Source organism: Blastochloris viridis, from assembly GCF_001402875.1.
GTDB lineage: Bacteria > Pseudomonadota > Alphaproteobacteria > Rhizobiales > Xanthobacteraceae > Blastochloris > Blastochloris viridis.
The window spans coordinates 2,277,438-2,301,122 of the sequence record NZ_CP012946.1; the positions used below are offsets into that span (position 1 = coordinate 2,277,438).

At 66.6% G+C, this 23,685-nt stretch carries 16 protein-coding genes, 1 pseudogene and 1 CRISPR repeat array; of the genes and pseudogenes, 9 read left to right on the plus strand and 8 right to left on the minus strand.

Features of this window, described 5'->3' with window-relative positions:
* Nucleotides 1-4 precede the first annotated feature (4 nt).
* The gene (locus BVIR_RS10065; protein WP_145912000.1) at nucleotides 5-1,156 is read right to left on the minus strand and encodes an ABC transporter substrate-binding protein; all 1,152 of its coding nucleotides are present in this window, start codon (nucleotides 1,154-1,156) and stop codon (nucleotides 5-7) included.
* A 307-nt stretch (nucleotides 1,157-1,463) separates the two neighbouring features.
* Between BVIR_RS10065 and BVIR_RS10070 the strand changes: the two genes are divergently transcribed.
* The 4 genes from BVIR_RS10070 (at nucleotide 1,464) to BVIR_RS10085 (ending at nucleotide 6,524) form a co-directional block, all read left to right on the plus strand.
* Entirely contained in the window at nucleotides 1,464-2,312 is an 849-nt protein-coding gene (locus tag BVIR_RS10070) for an acyl-CoA dehydratase activase (RefSeq protein WP_055037548.1), read from the plus strand.
* Nucleotides 2,251-4,359: a 2-hydroxyacyl-CoA dehydratase gene (locus BVIR_RS10075; RefSeq protein ID WP_197604436.1), complete on the plus strand. Its 2,109-nt coding sequence runs from the start codon at nucleotides 2,251-2,253 to the stop codon at nucleotides 4,357-4,359. Before BVIR_RS10070 ends, BVIR_RS10075 begins: the two co-directional genes overlap by 62 nt.
* 1 nt (nucleotide 4,360) lies before the next feature.
* The gene (locus BVIR_RS10080) at nucleotides 4,361-5,659 is read left to right on the plus strand and encodes a 2-hydroxyacyl-CoA dehydratase family protein (RefSeq protein ID WP_055037550.1); all 1,299 of its coding nucleotides are present in this window, start codon (nucleotides 4,361-4,363) and stop codon (nucleotides 5,657-5,659) included.
* Nucleotides 5,660-6,074: 415 nt separating this feature from the next.
* Nucleotides 6,075-6,524: an RrF2 family transcriptional regulator gene (locus BVIR_RS10085; RefSeq protein WP_055037551.1), complete on the plus strand. Its 450-nt coding sequence runs from the start codon at nucleotides 6,075-6,077 to the stop codon at nucleotides 6,522-6,524.
* Between the two features lie 181 nt (nucleotides 6,525-6,705).
* Here BVIR_RS10085 and BVIR_RS10090 read toward each other — a convergent pair whose 3' ends face one another.
* From BVIR_RS10090 to BVIR_RS10100, 3 genes are read right to left on the minus strand one after another with little or no spacing between them, the layout of a single operon-like run.
* Nucleotides 6,706-7,512: an ABC transporter ATP-binding protein gene (locus tag BVIR_RS10090; RefSeq protein WP_055037552.1), complete on the minus strand. Its 807-nt coding sequence runs from the start codon at nucleotides 7,510-7,512 to the stop codon at nucleotides 6,706-6,708.
* Nucleotides 7,506-8,543, minus strand: a complete 1,038-nt coding sequence (locus BVIR_RS10095) for an ABC transporter permease (RefSeq protein WP_055037553.1) — start codon at nucleotides 8,541-8,543, stop codon at nucleotides 7,506-7,508. Before BVIR_RS10095 ends, BVIR_RS10090 begins: the two co-directional genes overlap by 7 nt.
* Before the next feature lie 26 nt (nucleotides 8,544-8,569).
* Nucleotides 8,570-9,004: a hypothetical protein gene (locus tag BVIR_RS10100; protein ID WP_055037554.1), complete on the minus strand. Its 435-nt coding sequence runs from the start codon at nucleotides 9,002-9,004 to the stop codon at nucleotides 8,570-8,572.
* Nucleotides 9,005-9,179: 175 nt separating this feature from the next.
* On the opposite strand from BVIR_RS10100, the gene BVIR_RS10105 reads away from it, so the two are divergent.
* The 5 genes from BVIR_RS10105 (at nucleotide 9,180) to BVIR_RS10125 (ending at nucleotide 16,040) form a co-directional block, all read left to right on the plus strand.
* Nucleotides 9,180-10,232 carry an acyl-CoA dehydratase activase gene (locus BVIR_RS10105; protein WP_082416960.1) on the plus strand — a complete coding sequence of 351 codons (1,053 nt, stop codon included), beginning with the start codon at nucleotides 9,180-9,182 and terminating at the stop codon, nucleotides 10,230-10,232.
* Between the two features lie 16 nt (nucleotides 10,233-10,248).
* Nucleotides 10,249-11,514 carry a 2-hydroxyacyl-CoA dehydratase subunit D gene (locus BVIR_RS10110; protein ID WP_082416962.1) on the plus strand — a complete coding sequence of 422 codons (1,266 nt, stop codon included), beginning with the start codon at nucleotides 10,249-10,251 and terminating at the stop codon, nucleotides 11,512-11,514.
* Nucleotides 11,511-12,728, plus strand: coding sequence for a 2-hydroxyacyl-CoA dehydratase family protein (locus tag BVIR_RS10115; RefSeq protein ID WP_055037555.1), 1,218 nt, complete (start codon nucleotides 11,511-11,513; stop codon nucleotides 12,726-12,728). The genes BVIR_RS10110 and BVIR_RS10115 overlap by 4 nt, the downstream gene beginning before the upstream one ends.
* A 515-nt stretch (nucleotides 12,729-13,243) precedes the next feature.
* Nucleotides 13,244-14,173, plus strand: a complete 930-nt coding sequence (locus tag BVIR_RS10120; RefSeq protein WP_055037556.1) for a family 2A encapsulin nanocompartment shell protein — start codon at nucleotides 13,244-13,246, stop codon at nucleotides 14,171-14,173.
* Nucleotides 14,160-16,040 carry a family 2A encapsulin nanocompartment cargo protein cysteine desulfurase gene (locus tag BVIR_RS10125; protein WP_055037557.1) on the plus strand — a complete coding sequence of 627 codons (1,881 nt, stop codon included), beginning with the start codon at nucleotides 14,160-14,162 and terminating at the stop codon, nucleotides 16,038-16,040. Before BVIR_RS10120 ends, BVIR_RS10125 begins: the two co-directional genes overlap by 14 nt.
* A gap of 257 nt (nucleotides 16,041-16,297) precedes the next feature.
* Here BVIR_RS10125 and BVIR_RS16435 read toward each other — a convergent pair.
* The 4 genes and pseudogenes from BVIR_RS16435 to csb2 form a co-directional block, all read right to left on the minus strand.
* Nucleotides 16,298-17,132, minus strand: a pseudogene (locus BVIR_RS16435) (transposase).
* 153 nt (nucleotides 17,133-17,285) lie between these two features.
* Nucleotides 17,286-18,743: a CRISPR direct-repeat array (repeat unit 37 nt; unit sequence GCTTCAATGAGGCCCGAGCGTGCTGCTCGGGAAAGGC).
* Nucleotides 18,744-19,245: 502 nt separating this feature from the next.
* On the minus strand, nucleotides 19,246-19,551 hold the full coding sequence (cas2, locus tag BVIR_RS10135) for a CRISPR-associated endonuclease Cas2 (RefSeq protein ID WP_055038758.1): 306 nt from the start codon (nucleotides 19,549-19,551) through the stop codon (nucleotides 19,246-19,248).
* 111 nt (nucleotides 19,552-19,662) lie between these two features.
* Nucleotides 19,663-21,477 (minus strand): CRISPR-associated endonuclease Cas4/Cas1, encoded by a 1,815-nt coding sequence (locus tag BVIR_RS10140; protein WP_082416964.1) that lies wholly within the window; start codon nucleotides 21,475-21,477, stop codon nucleotides 19,663-19,665.
* A gap of 34 nt (nucleotides 21,478-21,511) precedes the next feature.
* Nucleotides 21,512-23,677, minus strand: coding sequence for a type I-G CRISPR-associated protein Csb2 (gene csb2, locus BVIR_RS16440; RefSeq protein WP_082416966.1), 2,166 nt, complete (start codon nucleotides 23,675-23,677; stop codon nucleotides 21,512-21,514).
* Between the last annotated feature and the right edge of the window lie 8 nt (nucleotides 23,678-23,685).

Below are 23,685 nucleotides of genomic sequence, written 5' to 3' on the forward strand. Positions count from 1 at the left end.
GGCATCAGGCCTTGAGCAGATCGACGAACACCCGGTTGGTGAATCGAACCGGGTCCGTGCCCGGCTTGAGGACGCCGACCTCCTTGAGGTCGCGGGCATAGGACAGCACCTGCTGGCGGAACTCCTCGCCGGTCGGGCAGCCGCGCTGTGCGTCGTAGGGATAGCTTGCGATCATCTCGCCAATTTCCTCATCGCTGGCCTTATGCGGCGCGAAGTGCCGGGCGGCAGTGACCGCGAGCGAATTGTCGCCGTCGACCAGCAGTGCCGCTTCCACGAAGGCGCGGGTCAGCCCGGCCGCCGCCGGCCGGTTCTCACGGATGAGCGAGCCGCGGATCGCCAGCACGCAGCACGTTCGCATGCCCAGTTCGCCGGTGCCGTTGGAGGCAAGCTCGAACAATTTTCCCTGGCTGCGCTTGACCACGAAATAGGCGTTGGGATGATTGTCGACGAAGGCGTCGATCTCGCCCTTGTCGACCGCGAGCGAGAACACGTCGGCCGGGAACTGCCGCCAGGTGATGTCATTGTCGGGATCGATGCCGGCCTTTTTCAGCACCGAGGCGTAGAGGAACTTGTTGGGGCTGGCGAGATCAGCCATGCCGATGCGCTTGCCGCGCAGATCGGCGATCGACGTGATACCGGCGGCCCGGGACGCGATCAGGTAAGAACAGCCGGCATGCACGCCTGCGGTCAGCTTGACGTCGAAGCCGGCCTCGAGCGGCTTGATGAACCGAAGAATGTTGTTGGACGTCGCGTCAGCCTTGCCGAGCGCGACCGCCTCGAGAATCGCGTTGGTGTCGGAGCCGACATTGAGAGTATCGACTTCCAGACCATGCTTTTCGAAGATGCCGCGCTGCTGGGCGAGGCCGACTACGACGAGGCACAGCGACGACGGGTTCCAGATGATCGTGATCTTGGTCGAAGGCTGGATCACGGCCGGCGCCGCCGGTGCGCTCGCTGCGGGTTGAGCCAATGCGCTCCCAGCGAGAAGCGAAAGCGATGCGGTCGCGCCCGCCGTCTGCAGCAGCGCACGCCGGCTCAACCGTGTCGGTTGCGGCACCTCGCTGCTGGCGCCGTCGGGTGCGGTCTTCCGGTCAGTGGCGGTTTGCAGCGGGTGTGCCATTCGTGCGGTCCTTCGGGTGCGTTCGTTGATGCCCAACCGCAGCGGGGGGTAGGCGATGGATTCTGACCCAGTGTCTTGTTCACGTCTGCACCGCAGAACGCAGGGCGAACGCGGGATTGTGCCAATAGGAAGACGATAATTAGTATATCGTTTTTGTCAATTATTCTTGCGCGTCTCGTCGTGATGACGATACCCTGTCTGAGTTCTGCCGCTGCGCCATTTGCGACGCCGTCCTGTTCCGCGCTTGGCTTTGGTGCAAATGAGAAATCGCCATGATCGCAAAAACGACATGTCTCACGATCGAACCGGTTGAAGGCACGGGTAATTGGCCGGAGGGGATCGCGTGAAAGCCCAAGAGCTGTTCGGCGATGTCCTGGTCTCGGATCTGCCGACGGTGCCCGCCATCGGCATCGATATCGGATCGCGCCAAGCCAAGGCCGCGCTGATCGGCAACGGATCGGTCTACACCGCCATTACGTCGAGCGGCGTCGATTCCCAGGAAACCGCCGACCGGTTGATCGGCCGGCTGCTGCGCGATGCCGGCATCGTCCGCAATGACGTCGCCTTCGTGGTCGGCACCGGATATGGCCGGATCGCGCTCAGCTACGACGATGTGCCGACCACGATCGTCACCGAGATTTCGTGCCACGCCATGGGTGCGCACGCGCTCAATCGCGGAACACGAACCATTATCGACATCGGTGGCCAGGACGCCAAGGCAATCCGGGTCGACCCCGACAACGGGCGCGTGGTCGAATTCGTCCTCAACGACAAATGCGCCGCCGGCACCGGACGGTTTCTTGAGCGCATCGCCGAACTGCTCGGCTATCGGCTGGACGAGCTTGGTGAGAAGTCGCTGCAGGCGAAAAAGAAGATCGAGATCAGCAGCCAGTGCGTGGTGTTCGCCGAATCCGAGGTGATCTCGCTGAAGGCCAAGGGCGAGCATCCGGAGGATATCGCCGCGGCGATCCACTACGCCTCGGCGCGGCGGGTGCGCAATCTGGTCAACCGGGTGGGGCTTGATCCGGAACTGGTGTTCTCTGGCGGCGTCTCCAACAATCTCGGCATGAAGCGGGCGCTGGAGGATCTGATCGGCCACCCGATCACCACGCCAAAGCTCGACATGGTCTATGCCGGCGCGATCGGCGCAGCCGTCATCGCGCAGCGGCACTATCAGGCCGGACACGCCTGACATAGCCAAACACTCCGGACAGGACAACGAGGCCCCAATGCTGTCGATTCAGGACGTCATCGATCCGGTGCTTGTCGAGCGCGTTTCCGAGGCCACGGTGCTCGGCCTGGACATCGGCTCGCGGGCGGCGAAGGGCGTGCTGCTCCACGATGGAGAGGCGTTCGTTGCCAAGGTCTGGACCGGCGTGAACATGCAGGTCACCGCCGACGAACTGCTTGCCGACCTGCTCGGTCTGGCAAATCTGAGCGAGGCTGATATCGATTATGCCGTCGGCACCGGCTATGGCCGGGTGGCGCTGCGCTTTGACAACATCCCCAGCGAAATCATCACCGAGATTGCCTGCCATGCCATGGGGGCGCATTTTCTCAATGCAGCAACCCGGACGATCGTCGACATCGGCGGGCAGGATTCCAAGGCGATCCAGGTTGATCCCGACACCGGAAAAGTTGCCAAGTTCATCATGAACGACAAGTGCGCAGCCGGAACCGGGCGTTTCCTGGAGAAGGCCGCGGCTCTGCTCGACTATACCGTCAAGGAGGTCGGCCCGGCCTCGCTTGAAGCCAGTTCGCATCCGCAGATCAGCAGCCAATGCACGGTGTTCGCCGAATCGGAGATCATTTCGCTGCGGGCCCGCGGCGTGCCGCGGCAGGATATCGCCGCCGGCATCCACTTTGCTTCAGCCCGGCGCGTGCGCAATCTGGTCAGCAAGGTTCCGCTGCAAGAGGATCTCGTTTTCACCGGCGGGGTCTCGAACAATGCCGGCATGAAGCACGCGCTGGAGGTGCTGATCGGCTTTCCGATCAAGCCGACTCGGATCGATGCCATTTATGCCGGCGCGCTTGGAGCGGCGATCTATGCCCAACAATTCCTGACGGAGCGGCGCCGCACCTTGGCGCGCCAGACCAGCACTGGATGTGACGTCTCCGACGTGACCGCGCGCATCGCCCTGGCCGAAGCCCGGTTCGTCGCCCGCACCGATGTCAAGAAGGCGGCGTATCTGTGCAACTACACCCCGGTCGAGTTGCTCGGTGCGTCGGGGGCGGCGTTCATTCGCCTGCTGAAATGCGGCAGCTCCGAGGATGTCTCGCGCGGAGAGCGCATCACCAAGAGCGTATTCTGCGACTTCACCAAAGCGGTGCTCGGCCAGTTCGAAACCAAAACACCTGTGAACGAGGCGGTCGACCAAGTATTCACCTTTTACACCTGCGACGCGATGCGGGCGACATCGCAGGCGATCGACAATTTCTACCGCCCGGCGCGCGGCTACATCGTCCCGCGCAATGCCGATCGCGAGGGCTCGCGCGCCTTCTTCCGCTCCGAAATCCTGAGCTTCCGAGGTGACCTCGAACAGCTCACCGGTCGCGAAATCCATGATGAGGACGTGCAGGCGCAGATCGGCCTGTTCAACCGCGTCCGCGCCATCGTGCGCGATATCTCGGCCCTGCGCAAACGGCGAAACCCGCCGCTGGATGGGCGCGCCTTTCTTGAAATCGCACGCGCGGCGGCGACATTGGAGGCCGAAGAGCTGATCCCGTTGCTGGAAGAGGTGCGTGAACGACTCACCCGCGTGCCGGACCAGGGGGCGCGGCGGCTTAGGCTGATGATGTGCGGCGGCATCATCGCCGACGGTGATCGCAAGATCCTCGATCTTGTCGAGGACGAGATCGGCGCCGCCATCGTGGTCGAGGATCACTGCACCGGTCTCAGCCCATTCTATCAAGACACCAACGCCGCCGGCGATCCGTGGCGCGCGCTCGCCGAGGCCTATCTGGACCGTGCGCCGTGCGCCCGTCAGGTTCCGCTTGATCGTCGGGTGGAGTTCGCGGTGAACCTCGCGCGCGAATACGACGTCGACGGCGTGCTGTTCACCTACCTCAAGTTCTGTCCCTGCTACGGGCTGACCAAGGGAAAATTCCTCAACGCCTTTCAGGAGGCGGGCTTTCCGGTGCTGGAACTGGCCAACGATTATTCTCAAGGCGACGACGGTCAGATCAAGACACGGCTTGAGGCGTTCGTGGAAGTTCTGACCGAGAAAGCGGAGGCATGAGATGGCATCGACCGGAATTGCGGCTGCCGGCCAGGGATTGAACCTTCTCGACCTGACACGGGTGCGTAGCGGCACGCAGACAGAGAAGCTCCGCACCACCGAAGCGCTCGACAGCCAGCTCGCCTATATGGAGGAGACGCGGCGCGACCACGGCTACTCCCCAGCGGTAGCGCGCCTGTTCGATCTTGTGCTCGATTTCATCGACGATGCCGAGGGTGCGGCGCGTAACGGTCGCGGCGTGGCGTGGACCAGCGTGCCATTTCTTGCGCCGCTGTTCTATGCCAGCGACACACTGCCGATCCCGATCAGCGAACTCGGGCGGCTCGGCTCCAGCGACTCGTTGGCGGCCGCCGAAGACTATTTTCAGTTGCCCAAGGAATCCTGTGCCATGGTTGGCGCGATTCTGGGCGAATTTTATCTGCGTGCCGCGCAGACGCCGCGTCGCCTGGTGGTCTACAACGCCCAGTGCGAGCCGCTGAACCTCGCCTGGGAGCTGCTCAAGGACGAGGGCTTTGAGGTGTTCCGGGTCGAGGCGGTCAATCGCCCGAATGTCGCCGACGACGCCGAGCGGGTGGCGCAGCTTCAAGCGTTCTTGGCCGACGAACTGGTCGATCTGGTGCGCTGGCTGACGGGAGGGCCGCTCGACGAAACCCGGTTGGCCGGCGAGATCCGCCGCGCCAACCGCATCCTGGCAAAGCTGCGCCGCATTCTACGACTGCGGGTCCGTGACCCACTCTATATCCGCAGCTTGGCGACGATGTATGTGCTGATGGGCATGACGCATTATTTTGGCAAGCCCGAGCAATACGAGGACGTGCTCGACACGCTGATCGAGGAGCTTGAAGCCTCTGCGGCCGCGCCGCGCCCTGCCGACAAGCTGGTGCGGCTGGCCTGGGTCGGCGGACGCGGCCAGGAATTCGGCGTCTACAAGACCATCGACGATGCCGGCGGCACCATCACCGCGTGGCACAATGCTGACGACTGGACGCGCGATTACCGCGAGGACCTGCCTCCACTGGAAGCCTATGCCGACTATATCGTGACAGCGCGCACGCTCGGCTCTCCGGTACGCCAGCTTCAGCGGATCGAGGAATACCTGCCGGAGTTCGGCGCGCAGGGCATCCTGTTTTATGGGTATATCGGGTGCTCGTTCGGCAGCGTGCATCGGGAGATACAGGCCGAATATTTTCGCCGTCGCGGCATCCAGGGGATTTTCCTGGAAGGCTCGTTCCAGGTCGGCCCGCCCACCGGCCAATTATTGACCCGCGTCCGCGCCTTCGTGGAAATGCTGTCGCGCTGAAGCATGACACACAAATAGAGCGCCGCTTGTGCAGGTTCTGGGAAGCCACGTCGGGCTCATCCCAAAAATCTCGAACCTCATCACGGTCTGAGGCAACCCTCAAAAAACGGGTCCCGGCTTGATCGGCCGGACTCCGGCTCACGCTGGTTGCCCTTCCGATCAGCGACAGAAAATCACGCGCGTCATTTTGAACGGAGTGCCGCCGCCGTCGCCTCCGACAGCGGAAGAACCTGCGCCGAATCCGCCGGAGGGCGCGAGCCATGGGCCGGTTTCGCAGTGATCAGCGTCGCGCTTCATCACGACAGGAGTGGACCCCAACCTCGCCAATTTACGCTAGATATTTTCTATAGCATACATTAATGGTAGACGGAATTGCTCATTCATTTCGTCCCACGCCAAATAGCGGATTCGCGCGGTGCTGACAGCAAAAGGAAAATACGGTCTCAAGGCCCTCGTACATTTGGCCACCTTGGAACGCGGCGAGACCACCCAGGCAGTCGAGATCGCAACGGCCAACAATATCCCGAAAAAATTCCTGGACGCGATCCTCGGCGATCTGCGCAACGCGGGTATTGTTCTCGCCAAGAAAGGTCCAGGCGGCGGCTACATGCTGGCGCGGCCCGCCAGTGAAATTAAAGTCGGAGACGCGGTGCGCATGCTCGACGGGCCGCTCGCCCCTATTCTCTGCGCGAGCCGGACCGCCTTTCACCCGTGCCAGGATTGTGACGACGTGACCGACTGTGCCGTACGTCTCACGATGGTTCGCGTGCGAGATGCGATCTCGGAGGTGCTCGACCGCATGACGGTTGCTGATATGCTCACGATCGGCAAGGTCAAGCAGCCTGCGATCATCTATCATATTTAGGAGCGTGAACCGCGGACCGCTGTTGTGGAGCCGGCATTCGACGCCGGGAGCATCGCCTGCAGCGCGGGAACCGATTCAGCATGAGACCACCCGACCTGACGATTCCTCAAGCGCCGATCTGACTCCATCAAATCAGGCGCATTGAGGGTTTCGTCCACGAGGCCAGCACGGCGGCTTCACCTCACCAAGTTGCGTCGAGTCCAAGCTCGGCCAGCACCCGATGACGTAGGTTCGTCAGATGCGGATCGCCGCGCCGGCGGGGGTAGGGCCGGTCATTGGCGATCTCGGCCTTGATGCGGGCCGGACGGTCACTCAGCACGATCACGCGCTGCGCCAAGAACAGCGCTTCTTCCACATCGTGGGTGACCAGCAACGCCGTGAAACCAGAACGCTGCCAGAGTGCGACCAACTCGGCCTGCATGACGATTCGGGTGAGCGAGTCGAGTTTGCCGAGCGGCTCATCGAGAATCAGCAGGCTTGGCTCGTTGACCAACGCCCGTGCCAGTGCCGCACGCTGCGCCATGCCGCCGGAAAGCTGGTGCGGATAGGCGTTGGCAAACGCCGAGAGTCCGACGAGACGAAGCACGTCGTCGATGCGGGAGCGACGCTGGCGGAGCTGGCCGCGTGCCTCTGGGCCGAGCGCAGCATTCTGCCACACCGTGCGCCATGGAAAGAGCGTCGGATCCTGAAACACCACCACGCGGGAGGGATCCGGCCCTTCGATTTGCCGGCCGTCGACCCGCAGCGTGCCTTCGCTCGGCAGATCGAGGCCAGCAACCAGCCGCAGCAGAGTCGACTTGCCGCAGCCGCTTGGGCCGAGCAGGGCAACGAACTCGCCGGGCGCAACCGCGAGGTCGATGTGGTCGAGTACCGGCAGAGGCTCGCCGCCAAGGTTGAACCGGTGGCTGACGTCGAGGACTTCGAGCGTCGTGCCTGTGCTCTCCGGTTGGGTTTCCGGCTCCTTCGTCTGAACGTTGGCGGTCACCATTGCACCAGCCCCTTCTGCCAGGACAACAGATGGTCGCGGGCGCGGAACAACAGTGTGATCAACCCGGAGCACGCCAGCGCCATGATGAACAGCGCGGTGTACATGTTGGCGTAGGCGGCCCAGCCCTGGGCCCACTGCAGGTACCAGCCGAGGCCCGACTTCACGCCGAGCATCTCAGCGACGACCAGCACCGCGAACGAGCTTCCGAGCCCCATGAACAGGCCGACGAACACGTAGGGCATGGCCGCGGGAATCGCGACCTTGAGCACCAGGAAACGCTGGCTGGCCCCGAGGGTACGGCCGACGTCGTAATAGGTGCTATTGACGCCGGCGATGCCGGACCAGGTTAGCACGGTCACCGGAAACCCGGTCGCGAGCGCGATCAGGAACGTGCTGGCGCTCATGCTCGATGGAAAGACAAAGAAGGCGAGCGGCAGCCACGCGGTTGCTGGCAGCGGTCCAATGAAACGCAGGATGGGATGGATCCAATACCCGGCCTTCTGCGACCATCCAATCGAAACGCCGGCAACGAAACCGAAGACGGCGCCGATCACGTAGCCGCCGGCGAGCAAACGGCCTGACGCGAGAACGCAGTCGATCAGGCGTGAGTTGTCGTCGACCAGCACTTCGAAAATTGCTTGGGGGGGAGGGAAGAACGGCATCGGCAGCAGCGCCGCTTTTGCAGTTGCGATCTCCCAGACCAGCGTCAACGCTGCCAGCGCAGTGAGCCATGGCGCCGCCCGGCGGATGCGCCTCAGCGGCCCAATCCAACGGCTCGCGAGGGTCAACACTGCGATTGTTCCCGCCACCGCCCCGAGCAGAAGCGCGAACTCGTGCGTCCGTTCCCATGTGCTGTCGGCGATGTCCGGCCAAAAGGAGCTGACGCCGGCGGTGGCGAGCCAGGCAGAACTCGCAAGCAGGCCGCCGATCCAGCATCGCGCGATCTCGGCGAACGTGTCACGGTCCGGCCTTGGCGTCGCGTCGGCGACAGAGGTTACGGTCGCGACATCCTCAAAGGTCGAGTTGGTCATGGGGCCTCCGTTCAAGACAATGGGGTTCAGATCAGGACGCCGTCTTGGATCCGTTTCGCGAGCTTGACAGGATCGGCGCTGCGCGTTGCCAGCTCGATCAAGGAAACTGTCTTGAACGTTCCAGCCCGATCGGTGATTGCGATCTCCCTCGCAAAGCAACGTCCCACGCCTGTCGACAGAGGCAGCCCCGACAGCAAGGCAGCGCGTCGAGCCACGGTGCGTGCCGGAAGTGTTTCACCCATCAAATCACGGCGCAGGACGGTCGCTCCGACGGCCCCGCCGACCGCCAACCCGACGCGGCGAGAGGCGACGCACGAAGGCGCCGCGCGCGATGTAACGTCTCGCTTCTGCATCTTGTCGTGATCCGGCGCAGACACGAGACCCTCCATGACAATGGCGATGAGCACATCGGCGATGAGCACATCGTCCGCAACGGCCGCCGAGGTCGGCAGGACTGCCAAGGTAGCACGCAGTCTGCTATAGTCTACTGGAATGGTATTTTATTTATTGCCTCACCCGGAGCGATGCCTTACCCTTGATCTGATGGACGGCTCGACCATCGATTTGTGCGCCGGCTGCGCGCGGACGATCGATGCCGAGCAGCGATAAAAGGCAACAGTTCATGAGGGACCGTGCATGAAGATCAGCGACATCGCCGGAGCGACGCCGTGGCGCCACGCGCCGAGGCATCCTGTCGTCGGCCTCGACATTGGCTCGCGCGGATCGAAGGGGGTGCTGCTGACGCCCAGCGAAATTCACACGACGTTCGTCGCGACCGGCCTCTACATGCAGGAGACTGCCGACGAGTTGCTCGCGCGTTTGCTCCAACAGGCCGGATTTGAGCGCCGCGAGGTGAGGTTCATCGTCGGGACCGGATACGGCCGAATTTCTCTGCGCTACGAGGACATCCCCTATCAGGTCGTCACCGAGATCACCTGCCACGCCATGGGCGCGCACGCGTTGAACCCGCACACACAGACGATCATCGACATCGGCGGCCAGGATTCCAAGGCCATCCGGATTGACCCCGCGACCGGCAAGGTGGTGCAGTTCGTCATGAACGACAAATGCGCCGCCGGCACCGGCCGCTTCCTGGAAAAGGCCGCCGTGCTGCTCGGGCTCGACCTTGACGAACTTGGCCCGGTTGCGCTGGCGGCGACCGAGCCGGCGCAGATCTCAAGCCAATGCGTGGTGTTCGCGGAATCGGAGATGGTGTCGCTGCGCGCGCGCGGCGAGCGCCATGGCGATGGGCAGGCGCGCGCCAACATTGCGGCCGGCATTCACGCCGCCTCGGCGCGGCGCGTCAAGACCTTGCTGGGCCGCGTCGGCACCGAACCGGAACTCGTGTTCACTGGCGGTGTCGCCAACAATGTCGGCATGCGGCGGGCCCTGGAGGAACTGATTGGCTCCAAGTTCGCCGCGGACCCGATCGACATGATCTTTGCCGGCGCGCTCGGCGCTGCCGTGCATGCCGGACGGTTCGCCGCGAGTGCGAGCGCAGGCGACACACCGGCGCTGGTTCGTCAGAATGGTGAGTCCGCCAGCACTTCACCGGGGGAGGCCAATGGCTTGGCCCCGGATGCGAGGACGAGTCACCGCCGGCACGACACCCCTGCCGCCGCTGACTTCGAAATCTCGACAGCAACGGTGGCGCGATCGCGCCGGCTTGCCGCGCGTGCCTACGAGTGACAGCGGAGAGACGATCATGCCGAATATACCGGCCGGCGACGGCCGCCTGCAAAACGACGATGCTCCTCAGCTTGGGGCGGACCTCGTGCCGATCCGGGCGCTGATCGAGGCGGAGCGCAAGGCGTTCGTCGAGGCGCCGGATGACATCAAACGCGCCGGTTATTTCTGTGCCTATACCCCGCCGGAACTGCTCAACGCCGCCGGACTCCGGCACGCACGGCTGTTCAAGGCTGGCGACCCGCGGACCGTTTCGCAGGGTGAGCGCTATACCCAAAGCGTATTCTGTGATTTCAGCAAAAGCTGCATAGGTGCGTTCGAGCCAGGCAGCGGCGACCCGTTCTACCGAGCCGTCGACAAGCTCTACAATTTTCACACGTGTGCGTCGATGAAGCGAGCCTCGGAGGTGATCGAGCAGTTCGTGCCGACGACGCTGTTCAACCTGCCGCGACTGCGCAGCGAGGCGGCCTCCCGCCGCTATTTCCGGGACGAGATTATCCGCTTTCGCGATGATGTCGCGGCACTCGCCGGCCGGGCCATTACCGAAGACGACGTGCGGGCGCAGATTGTGCGGTACAACAAGGCGCGACGGCTGCTGAAGAATCTCTCCGAACTCCGCAAGCGACCCAACCCGCCGCTGTCGGGGCTGGATTTTCTCGAATTGGTTCGCGGCTATTACTACCTTCCGCCCGAGACGCTGATCGACGTCTACGGCAAACTCCACAGAAAGTTGAGCCGCCTCCGCGATACCGGCGCGCGGCCGGTTCGCCTGATGATTTCTGGTAGCATCATGGCCGAAGGCGATCGCCGGCTCGTCGCCTTGATCGAGCAGGAGATCGGTGCCCGGGTCGTCGTCGAGGATCATTGCACCGGGCTCAGACCCTTCGTCCATACCGTGCCAGAGGGTGGCGATCCCTTCCAGGCGCTGGCGGATGGCTATCTCGATCAGGCGCCCTGCGCCCGCATGAAGCCGCTTGAGGACAGCCTCGAACTTCCCGCCGCGCTGGCGGAAGAGTACGGCGCGGACGGACTCGTCTACGTCTATCTGAAATTCTGCGCCTGCTACGGCATCACCCGCTCGGCGTTCGTCGGTCATTTTCAGCAGCTCGGCATTCCGGTGCTCGAACTCTCCAGCGACTATTCGCACAGCGATCACGGGCAGCTGAAGACGCGCATTGAAGCCTTCATCGAAATCCTCACCGATCTGCGCAGCGAGGCCGCGGCAGGGACCGCCCTTGCGTCGAGACACGGCGACTCGCCCCGAACGGAGGAGCAACTCCAATGAGCCATGTGCTGTCACTTGACATTGAGGCGCGCCCCGCCGCCCGCCGCCGTCATCGTGGTCCCGGAGCGTCCAAGGGGCTGGCGGCGCTCGATGCGCTGGCACGCAGCTATTCGTTTCGCTCGATCACTCGTGCCGCGGAGGCCGGCCAGTCGGTGATCTGGGGCGGCTGGAGCTGGGAATCTCCGCTGGTCTATGCCAGCGACACCATTCCGGTGAGCTACGACCAGCTCTGGGCGGAGGAGAGCCGGGCCTCCGAAGCGATCGCCGAGGATCACTTCCAGGTCCCGCCAGAGTTCTGCTCGATGATCAAGGCGATGCTCGGGCGCCTTCACATCGACCGCGACACGCCGATCAAGCGCATCCTGCATTTTGGCTCTGGCTGCGAGCCGATCCATTCGGTGCTCGAACTGGCCAAGCAGGACGGCTACGACATCTTCACGCTCGACACCGTCACCGCGTTCCGCTCGAAGGACAAGAACGCGGCGAGCATTGCCTTCCTGGTCGAGGAGCTGCGGCGACTGTCGCACTGGCTCACCGGCAAGCCGGTCGACGAGGAGCGGCTCGCTGTCGAGATCCGGCGCAAGAACCGCGTTCTGCGCAAGGTTGCACGGCTGCTCGAATTGCGCGCGCGACACCCGCTCGACGTTCCTGGCATCCAGACCAGACAGATCTTCATGGGGGCGATGCACGGCTTCGGCGATTTGGAGGCGTTCGGCGCGGTGCTCGATACGCTGATCGCCGAACTGGAAGACCTCGACGACGAGCCCGAGGCGCCCACTTACATTCCGGTGGTGCTCGCCGGCTCGGTCGGGAACGTGCAAATATTCCAGGCAATCGAAGAGTCCAACGGCGCCATTGTTGGCTGGGTCTATCATGGCGCCGATACCTATCGCGAGGATCTGCCGCCGCTCGAATCTCTTGCGCATTATGTGCTCGACGCCCAGAGCCGCGGCGATCTCGGCGAGGCGGTCGGGGCATCGGTGGCCTATCGCCGCATCCTGGTCGAGGAGGAGGTACGCAAGACCGGCGCGCGCGGCATCATCTCGTCGTCGATTACGGGATGCCCCTATGCGAGCCTGATGCAGCAGCTCGAGCGCGACCATTTCAAGCACGCCGGCATCCCTCTCATCACGCTGGAGACGGACGTCCACAAGGAGCCGCCGACGGAAGAGCAGATCATGCGGGTGAAGGCGTTCATCGAGATGCTGGCGTAGCTGCACTGGGGTGGGCGCAGCCTGAGCGGCACGGCTGAACCGGGCCGTTACGCTTTCGGTCGGCATCGAGGATGCGGGCGACATCATCGCCGACCTTGCCCAGGCGCTGGATGGGGCCGGCCCGATCACGCCGGTGTCCGTTCCGCCGGTGCCGTGACCGTCGGCTGCCCGGTTGTGGCGAAAACCCGGCCCGCCGGCGGGACCGCGCAGGCACGCCGCCGCTCCTGGGCGGCATTCCAGTGGAACGGTGGTTTCTCCTGGCGATTGCACCGCCTGCCTCCGCTGATGCAGACGGAACGCCAATATAGCGAAGGAAACCGCATCAAGGCGGCGAGTTTTCCTTGCCAGCTTGATCGGTCGACCTAACGTGACCCTGTCAAATCCAGGCGACGATGGCGCGTCGGACCGCAACAAACCGGACGATCCGCAGGACCTTTCAACACCGGCACCGCGTGCCTTCATGCGGCGCCGGTGCTCTGTCATCGCGTGGGTGAGCTGAACAAAGGGCACCATTGATGGCCGAAGACACCGAAGTCCGCAGGACGCTTTCCGAAGGCGCCGCGCGACAACTCGCCAATGCGACCAAGACCCGCGCACAATGGTCCGGCATTTCGCCGCGCTGGCTGGTCAACTTCCTGCCGTGGACGCCGGTGGAGGCCGGCATCTATCGCCTCAACCGCGTTCGGGAAGCGGAAGGCCAGGCGGCCGACGTGCAGTGCAGCCCGCGCCGCGACCACGACCCCGATTTGCCGGAGACTTTTGTCGATTACGAAGAGGCCCCCCGCGAGTATTCGCTCAATGCCATCACCACCGTGCTCGACGTCCAGACCCGGGTGTCAGACCTCTACAATCACCCCTACGACCAGATCCAGGAGCAGCTGCGGCTCCTGATCGAGAAGGTCAAGGAGCGCCAGGAGGCTGAGCTCATCAACAATGCCGAGTATGGCCTGCTCAACAACGCCGCGCCGTCCCAGCGCATCGGCACGCGCAGCGGGCCGCCGACCCCCGACGACCTCGACGAGCTGATCACCAAGGTGTGGAAGGAGCCGGCGTTCTTTCTCGCCCACCCACGGGCGATCGCGGCGTTCGGGCGCGAATGCACCCGACGCGGCGTGCCGCCGCCCACCGTCACGCTGTTCGGCTCGCCGTTCCTCACCTGGCGCGGGTTGCCGCTGGTGCCGTGCGACAAGCTCTATGTCGACGGCGACAAGACCAGCATCCTGCTGCTGCGCACCGGCGAGAAGAAGCAGGGCGTGGTCGGGCTGTTCCAGCCGGGGGTGCCCGGCGAAGTGGCGCCGAGCCTGTCGGTCCGCTTCATGGGCATCAACCGCAAGGCGATCGCCTCCTATCTGATCTCGCTCTATTGCTCGGTCGCGGTGCTGACCCACGACGCGCTGGCCGTGCTCGAAAACGTCACCGTCGATCGCTACCATGACTATAAGTAACCCGGCGGGCGCCGGCGCCCTCGACCCCAACTTCATCGCCGAGCTTGCCAACGCGGTGTTCGCCGCGTTGCCCGGCTCAAGCGTTCCGCCCGCCGGCCCCGGCGCGGCATTGCCGTCGGCGTCGATGCCACGCGGCGTGCCGGTGCTGCCGGCGGCGTTGGCCAGCCCCGGCCTTCCCCCCGCCCCCGCTGCGGCCACGGCGCCGGGCGCGGCCGCCGTCGGAGCACCGACCGGCCTGCCCGCATTCGGCGCGGCGCTGCCATCGGTGCCGCTGCTGTCGCGGACGCCGGCCGACGTGCCGGCGCCGACGGTCGCAACGCCGCCGGCGCTTGCCAATGCGGTCGACTACGCCGCGTTGCCGCACTCGCTCGGCGGCGCGATGTCGGTGATCTCGTTCGCGGCACCGGTGACGAGCCTGGCGGGGATGCCCGAGCCGGCACCCGACGCCGCGTTCTATTTCCTCGGCGAGCGTGCGTCGGCCGCGGTCCCATCCGCGCCCGTGCCGAGTGCGCGTGCGCCAGATGCGCCCGTGCCGAAGGTCGATGCGCCCGCCGTCGGCGTTCCGCGCGCGGACCTCGCCTACGCCCCAACGGTGCAGCAGCTGCCGACCGGCCACGTGCCGGATCTCGGGCTTCGGCCGTTTGACCCGCGCGCGGTGCGGCGGGATTTCCCGATCCTGCAGCAGACCATTCACGGCCGGCCGCTGGTGTGGCTCGACAACGGCGCCACCACCCAGAAGCCCAACGCGGTGATCGACCGGCTGTCGCAGTTCTATAGGACCGAGAACTCGAACGTCCACCGCGGCGCCCACACCCTCGCCGCGCGATCGACCGACGCCTATGAGGACGCCCGCGCCAAGCTGCAGCGCTTCATCGGCGCCGGCGACCCGCACGAGATCGTGTTCGTGCGCGGCACCACCGAAGGCATCAACCTCGTCGCGCAATCGTGGGGCCGCGCCAATATCGCGGCCGGCGACGAGATCGTGATCACCTGGCTGGAGCACCACGCCAACATTGTGCCGTGGCAGCAGCTGTGCGCCGTCACCGGCGCCAAGCTGCGCGTCGCGCCGGTCGACGACACCGGCCAAATCATTCTTTCGGAGTTCGAGCGGCTGCTCGGCCCGCGCACCAAGCTGGTCGCCATCACAGCAGTGGCCAACGCGCTCGGCACCATCACGCCGGTCACCGAGATGACCGCGGCCGCGCATCGCTTCGGCGCCTGCGTTCTGGTCGACGGCGCGCAATCGGTGTCGCACATGCCGACCGACGTGCAGGCGATCGGCTGCGACTTCTTCGTGCTGTCGGGCCACAAGATGTTCGGCCCCACCGGCATCGGCGTGCTGTACGGCCGCCGCGCGATCCTGGAGGCGATGCCGCCGTGGCAGGGCGGCGGCAACATGATCGCCGACGTCACGTTCGAGCGCACGCTCTATCACGGCGCGCCGGAGCGGTTCGAGGCCGGCACCGGCAACATCGCCGACGCGGTCGGACTCGGCGCCGCGGTCGACTATCTCGAACGCATCGGCATGCCGACCATCCAGCATTACGAGCACGGCCTGCTCGACTACGCCACGCTGGGCCTTGCCACCGTGCCCGGCCTCAAGCTGATCGGCACCGCGCGGGAGAAGGCCAGCGTGCTGTCGTTCGTGCTGGCGGGGCACAGCGCCGAGGAGGTCGGCAAGGCGCTCGACCGCGAGGGCATCGCCGTGCGCGCCGGCCACCACTGCGCCCAGCCGATCCTGCGCCGCTTCGGCCTGGAAAGCACGGTGCGGGCCTCACTCGCCTTCTACAACACCTGCGAGGACGTCGACGCGCTGGTGGCGGCGCTGAGGCGCATCCAGCTCGGCCCCGGCGGCCAGCCGGCGTGACGCCGGGGCGAGCCTCGCCCCGGCCGGTGGTGGACTGCCGGCAGCGCTGGGCCGCCGCTGCGCAAACACGGCTGCCGACACGCACCATCGCCCCGGCGGGCGCCGGCCTGGGCCAAAGTGGCGCCGGGCCGGATCCGGATGGGTGCGCCCTCAAGCGGAAACGGCCCGAAGGGACCAGGGAGTGCCGCAGCCGTGACCGGCCAATTCAGGCATAGTCACCGTGGCAAGAGCTATGCTGGAAACTGGGTGACGGGCGATCAGGCGGCGCTTGTGGACGACGTGTCGGTGACCTCGTACCCGTCGGCGAATCTGACACCCTCGACCAGCTTGGGCAACTGATTCTGGCCTTTCAGGCAGCGCCAGGTTTTCGAGGCCGTCTGCACCAGCTTGAACACCATCGTCTTCGCCGTCGTCGGCGACAGCGCGCCCTTGGTGCGCACCGTTCTGTGGCGAACCGTGGCAAAAACGCTTTCAATCGGGTTGGTCGTCCGCAAATGGTCCCAGTGCTCGGCGGGAAAATCGTAGAACGCCAGGAGCTGCTCGCGATCCTTGATCACGCACTCCACCGCATTTGAGTACTTGGCGCCGTACTTCTCGGCGAACACGTCGATCGCCGTCTCGGCGGCAGCCCGGTTCGGCGAGCGCCAGATCTCGGAAAGGTCCGCCTTCATCGAGGGCTGCACCGATTGCACCACCTTGTTCAGCACGTTCGCGGTCTTGTGCACCCAGCAGCGCTGATGCTGCGTCGTCGGCCAGGCTGCGCGTCCGGCGCGCCCATTTCGGCAGCAGCGCCGAGCTGAACCGGATTTTCTGCGCCGCCGGCACGTCCAAGCGGTCACGAACTTTCGCACGCTGAACCGCCACCGGCCCGATGCCGGTCTGGATCAGCCGCTCCGGGCCGTGCCCGTGCCGCACCATGCGGTCACGGCCGTCGGCCAGCTTCTCGGTCTTCAGGTCGCCCAGGAAGGCCGCAACCTCAGCCTCGATCGCCTGGGCCAAAAGCTGCCGCGCACCCGCGCGCAGCACCTCGGTCAGGGGATCGTCGATCTCGCCGGGCTGACGCAGCCGGACGACGGTGATAGTTTCACTCATGGCGTATCGCTCTCCTCTGGAGGGGTTGGGCAGGCTGGTTACCCGCCCCGATACGCCGCCTCTCTCACACCGTCATCACCCAGTTCCGGCCATAGCTCCGTGCTGCTCGGGAAAGGCTTGTCGGTTGCGGCGTGCAGAAGCCGCATCCCCACAGCTTCAATGAGGCCCGAGCGTGCTGCTCGGGAAAGGCCCTGCGCGCCCTCTCCCGTGCCGATCCTGGATAGGTGCTTCAATGAGGCCCGAGCGTGCTGCTCGGGAAAGGCCGGATCGACGCTGAAGCCCCAATCGGCGCCGAACAAGCTTCAATGAGGCCCGAGCGTGCTGCTCGGGAAAGGCGCTCCAGGTAATGCGCCAGCACCTCGCCGATATCGGCCCTTCAATGAGGCCCGAGCGTGCTGCTCGGGAAAGGCAACGAGATGGCCGACCGCAACGACATCCGGGCCATCACGCGCCTTCAATGAGGCCCGAGCGTGCTGCTCGGGAAAGGCGGCGGTCGCCCACGTCATGCAGGAGGGCTGACCATGGCCCTTCAATGAGGCCCGAGCGTGCTGCTCGGGAAAGGCTTGCGCTGCCAACCCGCGCGACCATGGGGCAGTGGTACCCTTCAATGAGGCCCGAGCGTGCTGCTCGGGAAAGGCCGCCCGTCCCGGTCGCGGCGGCTCACGAGTACGCAGAGCTTCAATGAGGCCCGAGCGTGCTGCTCGGGAAAGGCGATCAAGCCGCGCAAGGACAAGACGACGCCTCAGCTGCTTCAATGAGGCCCGAGCGTGCTGCTCGGGAAAGGCCTCCCGATCAGTCGTCACGCTGTCATCGCGCATATTGGGCTTCAATGAGGCCCGAGCGTGCTGCTCGGGAAAGGCGGTGCGGCTGTCGGAGACCATCGAGACCACCTGGGCGCTTCAATGAGGCCCGAGCGTGCTGCTCGGGAAAGGCCCCGGATCATGTAGGCCCCGGTGTATACCTTGTTCCCGGGCTTCAATGAGGCCCGAGCGTGCTGCTCGGGAAAGGCCCACCCATTTAACGGGGGCACCAAACAGCCAGTGGTCGCTTCAATGAGGCCCGAGCGTGCTGCTCGGGAAAGGCCCAGGATGTCGGACCCGAGCTGGGTGCCGATGGCCACGCTTCAATGAGGCCCGAGCGTGCTGCTCGGGAAAGGCCGCGGTGGACACCGGCGTCACGACGCGGCGCGCGCTCCAGCTTCAATGAGGCCCGAGCGTGCTGCTCGGGAAAGGCCAAGCCCGCTGCGTGACGCCTCCCTGCTGGTGGTGGACGCTTCAATGAGGCCCGAGCGTGCTGCTCGGGAAAGGCCCTGCCGGGCGACGCGGATTGCCGCGGCGCGCAGTGCCGTGCTTCAATGAGGCCCGAGCGTGCTGCTCGGGAAAGGCCCGCGGCCGGGGTAGGCGTCGGTGCCCACCAGGAAGCGGCTTCAATGAGGCCCGAGCGTGCTGCTCGGGAAAGGCCATCGAGATGGCGACGGCTCATCTGACCGATGACGAGGCTTCAATGAGGCCCGAGCGTGCTGCTCGGGAAAGGCCCGTCTCGACGCGAGTGAGCGGCTTGAAGCTGATGGAGGCGCTTCAATGAGGCCCGAGCGTGCTGCTCGGGAAAGGCCCGCCCCCGCCATTTCCGAAGATCGTTCCGGGGCTTGCCGTGCGGGATGCGAGCGGTGCTGCCGGTCGCGTTGGCCGGACCGCGACGAAGCATGTTCGAACGTCTTTACGATGTCAAATAGCGTCGTGGCTACCGCGACTTGCGCCGATGCGAGCGCTGCCGCACAAATCTGCCTCGCCGCAGCGCTCGCGTCCAGGCCAGGCCATCGCCAGGACGCGATCATCGCCCTGCCGGCGGGTCGGGCCGCGCGGTCATGCGGTTTTCGGATGATCCGCTCGGCCCCTTTTTTCCGCTTTCCCACCCGGCCAGGCTTGCCTGCGTCCGGGCGCAGGCTGTTGTGGGAGAGGATGCCGAGCAATCGAAGATCGTGAGGCGGGTAAAACCGAGCCGGCTTGAAAAGCTCACCCGGCGCGGATTTCGCTTCGCTCATCCTCGCCGACCTCTCCCGCAAGGGGAGAGGGAAAAGGAAGAAGAGACCGAACTGACCAGCCGCAAAACCGGATCAGATCACCACCGCGCGCCGCTCGATCGGCTGGAAGCTCTTGCCCAGGCTCTCGACCGCGAACTCAACATCCTCGGCCGGGCCGAGATCGAGGATGATGACGTGGTCGGCGTCGCGGTCGATCAGGTCCTCCAGCGCGGAGGCCATCTCGGCCCGGCGGCCACCGTCGAGCCGGCAGTGGAACACCGAGAGCTGCAGCCAGCGGCCATAGCCCTTCATGGTCTTGAACACCCGCCGCCAGCGCTTGGGGTCGGAGATGTCGTAGGCGACCACGTAAGCGTGCTCGGCATTTGAGCGGCGGGCCATCGCGTTCTCCGTCAAAGCTTGCGGTCTGACCGGGTCAGATCGCAAGCTTTAAGATGTTGGCTTGGCGCATTCTCTTTCGCAAAACCGGCATCCACTTTTGCGGAGAATGCTCTACCTGGGCACGTAATGCGGATAGCGCGGAATCTCGCCGCACACGAAGCGCGCAAACAGCCGGGCCTGGATCTGGATCAGCCGGCGCATTGACACCTGATAGCCGAACGCCGGGTGCGTGGTCTCCTGGTCGAGCCGGCGCTCATAGGCCGCGATCAGCGCGCGCCGCGCCTTGGGCTTCAAGTTGCAGCCGCCGGCGGCGGAGACGAAGTCGTCCGGCGCCAGCTCGCCATTGTTGAGCGCCATCAGCACGGCGGAATCTGCCAGCACCGGCCGGAACGGCTCGATCAGGTCGAGCGCCAGCGCCGGCCGTCCCGGCCGCTCGGCGTGATAGACGCCCTTCCAGGGATCGAGCCCGGCGACCGAGATTGCCGACGAGAACGTGCGCGTCAGCACCGCGTAGATCAGCGACAGGCAGGCGTTGACCGGATCGGCGGGCGGGCGGCGGTTGCGGCGCTCGAAGGCAAAGGCCGGCAGCGCGGCGACGGCATCGGTGAACAGCTTCGGCAAAGCGCGAAAATAGAGCGCCGCCGCCTCGCCCTCCAGGCCGAGCAGCGCGGCTGCGGTCTCCGCGCGCGCGGTGCGGTCGGCGAGCAGCGCGAGGCGGTCGAGCAGCGGGCCGCGCTCGCCATCCTCGCCGCGCCAGTTGCGTCGCAAAATGGTGCGCGAATTGCGAATCTTGGCGGCCACCAGCTCGCGCGCGAAGGCGAGGCGGCGCGGCTCGTCGGCGGCGAGCGCGTACTGCGCGGTGCGCACCGTTGCGCTCCTTGGCCCCTGGCCGCCGGTCGAGCCGAGATACCAGAAGCCCGACGACATCCACGCCACCGGCACGTCGCGGCGCAGCAGCTCGTGGACGGCCGGCGTGGTGAGCGAGACGGGACCGGCCAGCACGAGTTCCGACACCTCGTCGAGCGCAACGGCGCGGTCCGCCTCGCCCTCGACCTGCACGACGAGGGTGAAGTCCTTCTTGGTCACCCGCGCGCCCGGCGTCTGGACGTAGAGCGGCAAAGCCGGCGTCGCGGCCGGCGGCGGGGTGCGCGCGATCGCCCCCTTGCGGAACCAGTTGACCTCGTCGGGCAGGCAGATCGGCAGCAGCGAGCAGCGCACGCATTTTTGCGAGTGGTCGAGCGGTGGCGGCAGCCGGCCCGCCGCCACGGTCAGCCGCAGGTCGGAGGCGGCACCGAGCGCGGTGGCGATCAACTCGTCGGTCAGTTCGACGCGCACCCGCTCGCGGCTGTCGGCGAACCACAGCGCGGCCTCCTCGCAGGTGTAGCCGGCCTCACGCAGCAGCAGCGCCTGCACGCACACCTGCACCCGCTCGGGCAGATACGCGCCCTCGGCGACATGGGGCCGCTTGCCGGTCTTGATGTCGACCGGCACGACGCGGCCGTCGTCGGCCTCGATGACATCGAGTTCGGCGGTGAGGCCGAGCCGCTCGGAGGCGAGCAAGAGGCGGCGGGTCTTGAGGGCGCGGTCGTCGGGCAGCGCGTCCGGCTCGGGCAGCGCCGGCGCGGCGCCGGTCTCGGTGGCCTTGTGGGCTCTGCGGCCGGCGGCGGTGTCGGCGTTGCCGGCCCATTCGCCGCGGCCCCATTCCAGCACGGCGAGGCGCGGGCAATAGACCCACTCGTTGATCATCCGCGCCGGGGCGAGCATCTCGTCGGCCGCCGCGGGCGGCGCGAACAGCGCCAATTCGCCCTGGCGCGCGGCGGGGCGGGCCGGAGCGGCGGCGCCTTGGTCGCTCAGGTTCTGACCAAGAGCGTCTTGGCCGGGCGCAGACCCGGCCGGCGGATCGGACCGTGTATCAGACGAAGACATGCCCACCTCCTGGCATTCCGGATGACGTCCCGCCTCACCCCGCCACGAACAGCCCGCCGCCCTGGTGGGCGTCGCGGCCGAGCAGCACCGGGCCTTCCACAGCCACCGCGAACCTCAGGTACACAGAGGCTGCAAGGCCGCCGCACCGGCCCTCCTGCAGCGCGGTGATCTCGATCCCGGCCGGCGCCGGCAGGCCGCGGGCGCGGCATTCGTCCGCGACGTCGGCGGCGAGGAAGGCGGCAGGGTCCTCGTTCCGCTTGGGATGGCGGGTCGGCCGGTACATCGTCGCCGAGACCCAGGCCGGTGCCGGCCCGACCAGCCGGTCGCCTGGCCCCGGCTCGACGAGCGACACGAGGCCGAAGGCGCCGTCGCGGCCGGCGACCAGCCGCTCGAAGCCGGCGAGCGCCCGCTCCAGCGTGGCGAGATGCCCGCGCTCCTCGCGCGTGGCGGCGCGCCGGCCGGCGCGGTGGGGGGCAATCACCAGAAGGCGCGGCGCAGCGCCGGGCGCGACCGTAACGAACAGATGGTCGTGGGTGCCGCTGCGGGCCGGCGCGCCGTCAGCCGCATGGCCGCAAAAGAACGCCGGCAGGCCGGCGTCGGGGCGCAGCTTCAGCGCGTCGCGCACCCGCGCCATCACCGCCCGCCGGGCGGCGGCGGCGATTCGGGGCGCCAGCGCCGGCGGCACCGCGCCGCCGTCGAGCCCGAAGGCGAGGATACCCGGCACCTCGTCCACCGGCGCGAACAGGCCGAGGCCGAGGAAGCGGCCGTCGCCCAGCACCAGCGGGCCTGAGATCGGCTGCGGGAACACGATCTCGGCATGGGCGAGCCGATCGGCCGTAAAGCGGTCGCCGGCGAAGCGATCGGCCGGCACGCCGTCGGCGTGGAACGGCTCGCGGCGCACCGCGAGCACGGTGCCGCGCGGATCGCGCCCGGCGTGGCGCAGGGCGTCGGCGAGCCGGCCGGCAGCGAGCGTTTCGGCCTGCAGGCGCTCATCGCCCCGGCGCCCGGTGCGCGCAGCAACTGGCAGCGCCACCGGCGTCACCGTCCGCCAACGGCGCGCCGACACGGCGGCGTAGCGGTCGAGCATCCGGCGGTCGCTCGCCGGCACCAGCATCGGCCCGTCGCGGATTTCGCCAGTCTCGCCGTCGATCTCGGAGAGGTCGAGGCCCGAGAGACCCCACGTCACATCCTCGACCCGAAGCGGGCAGCCCGACGGGATCTCGACCGCGAGCCGGCGCAGCGCGAGGCCGGCATGAGCGTGGCCGATCGACGGCAGCGCGAGGACGCGCAGCCGCAGCGCCTTGTCGGCGTCGGTGGCATCCCGGTCACCCTTGACGATGCTCGCGATTTCGGCCGCGCGTTCCGGCAGCGCAGCGAGAAGGCGTGCGAGGAGGCGGTCGCGCACCGCGAGCGTCAGCGCCAGCGCGCGCTCGGCGGGCCGCGGCTGGAAGCCCCCATCGGCGCCGCGCAACTCGAACAGCAGGAATGTCGAGGGGCGCGCGTACGCCACCTGCACGGCGCGCGCGTTCGGCGCCTTGCGGAAGCTGGTGCGCGTCGTGCGTCCTTCGCGATAGGTGGCAAAGCGCGCCGTCTCGGCGGCGTGGCGCAGGGCCAGCGACAGGAAACTGCCGCGCGTCGGGCAGGCGAGCCGCTCGCCCTCCCCGGTCCCGCCCGGCACGAACAGCGGCCCGCCATGATCGAGCAGTTGCGCCTCGGCCTCGCCCGCCGCGACGACCGCGGCGCGGGCGAACGCCGCATCGATGCCGCGCCCGAGCGCGAACAGGCGCTCGGCCAGCGCGGCGAGGCGATGGGCATGGTCGGCGCCGCCCTCGAACCGCCACGCATAGACCAGCGGCGCGTCGGGATCGAACAGCCACGGAATGAACTGCTTGGTCGAGCCGCGGATCTCGCCGATCCGCGCCGGATCGCCGCCGACGGAATCGAGATCGTTGTTCGGCACATAGATCGTGGTGGCACGGGTACGCCGCGCGCGCGGCACAACGATGTCCGGCTGGCGCAGCCCTTCGAGCCAGCGGAAGGCGGCGTCCTTGTCCTGGCGTGGCTCAGTCACCCAACGCCCGCCATAGGCGCCGGCGATGAGCGCCGAGAACAGCCGGAACGGCGACGGCGGCCAGTCGCCGAGGCCGTGATAGCGGCCGTCCAGCAGCCGGACCTCGATCAGCAGCGCGTGCGCGGCCATGGCCGTTG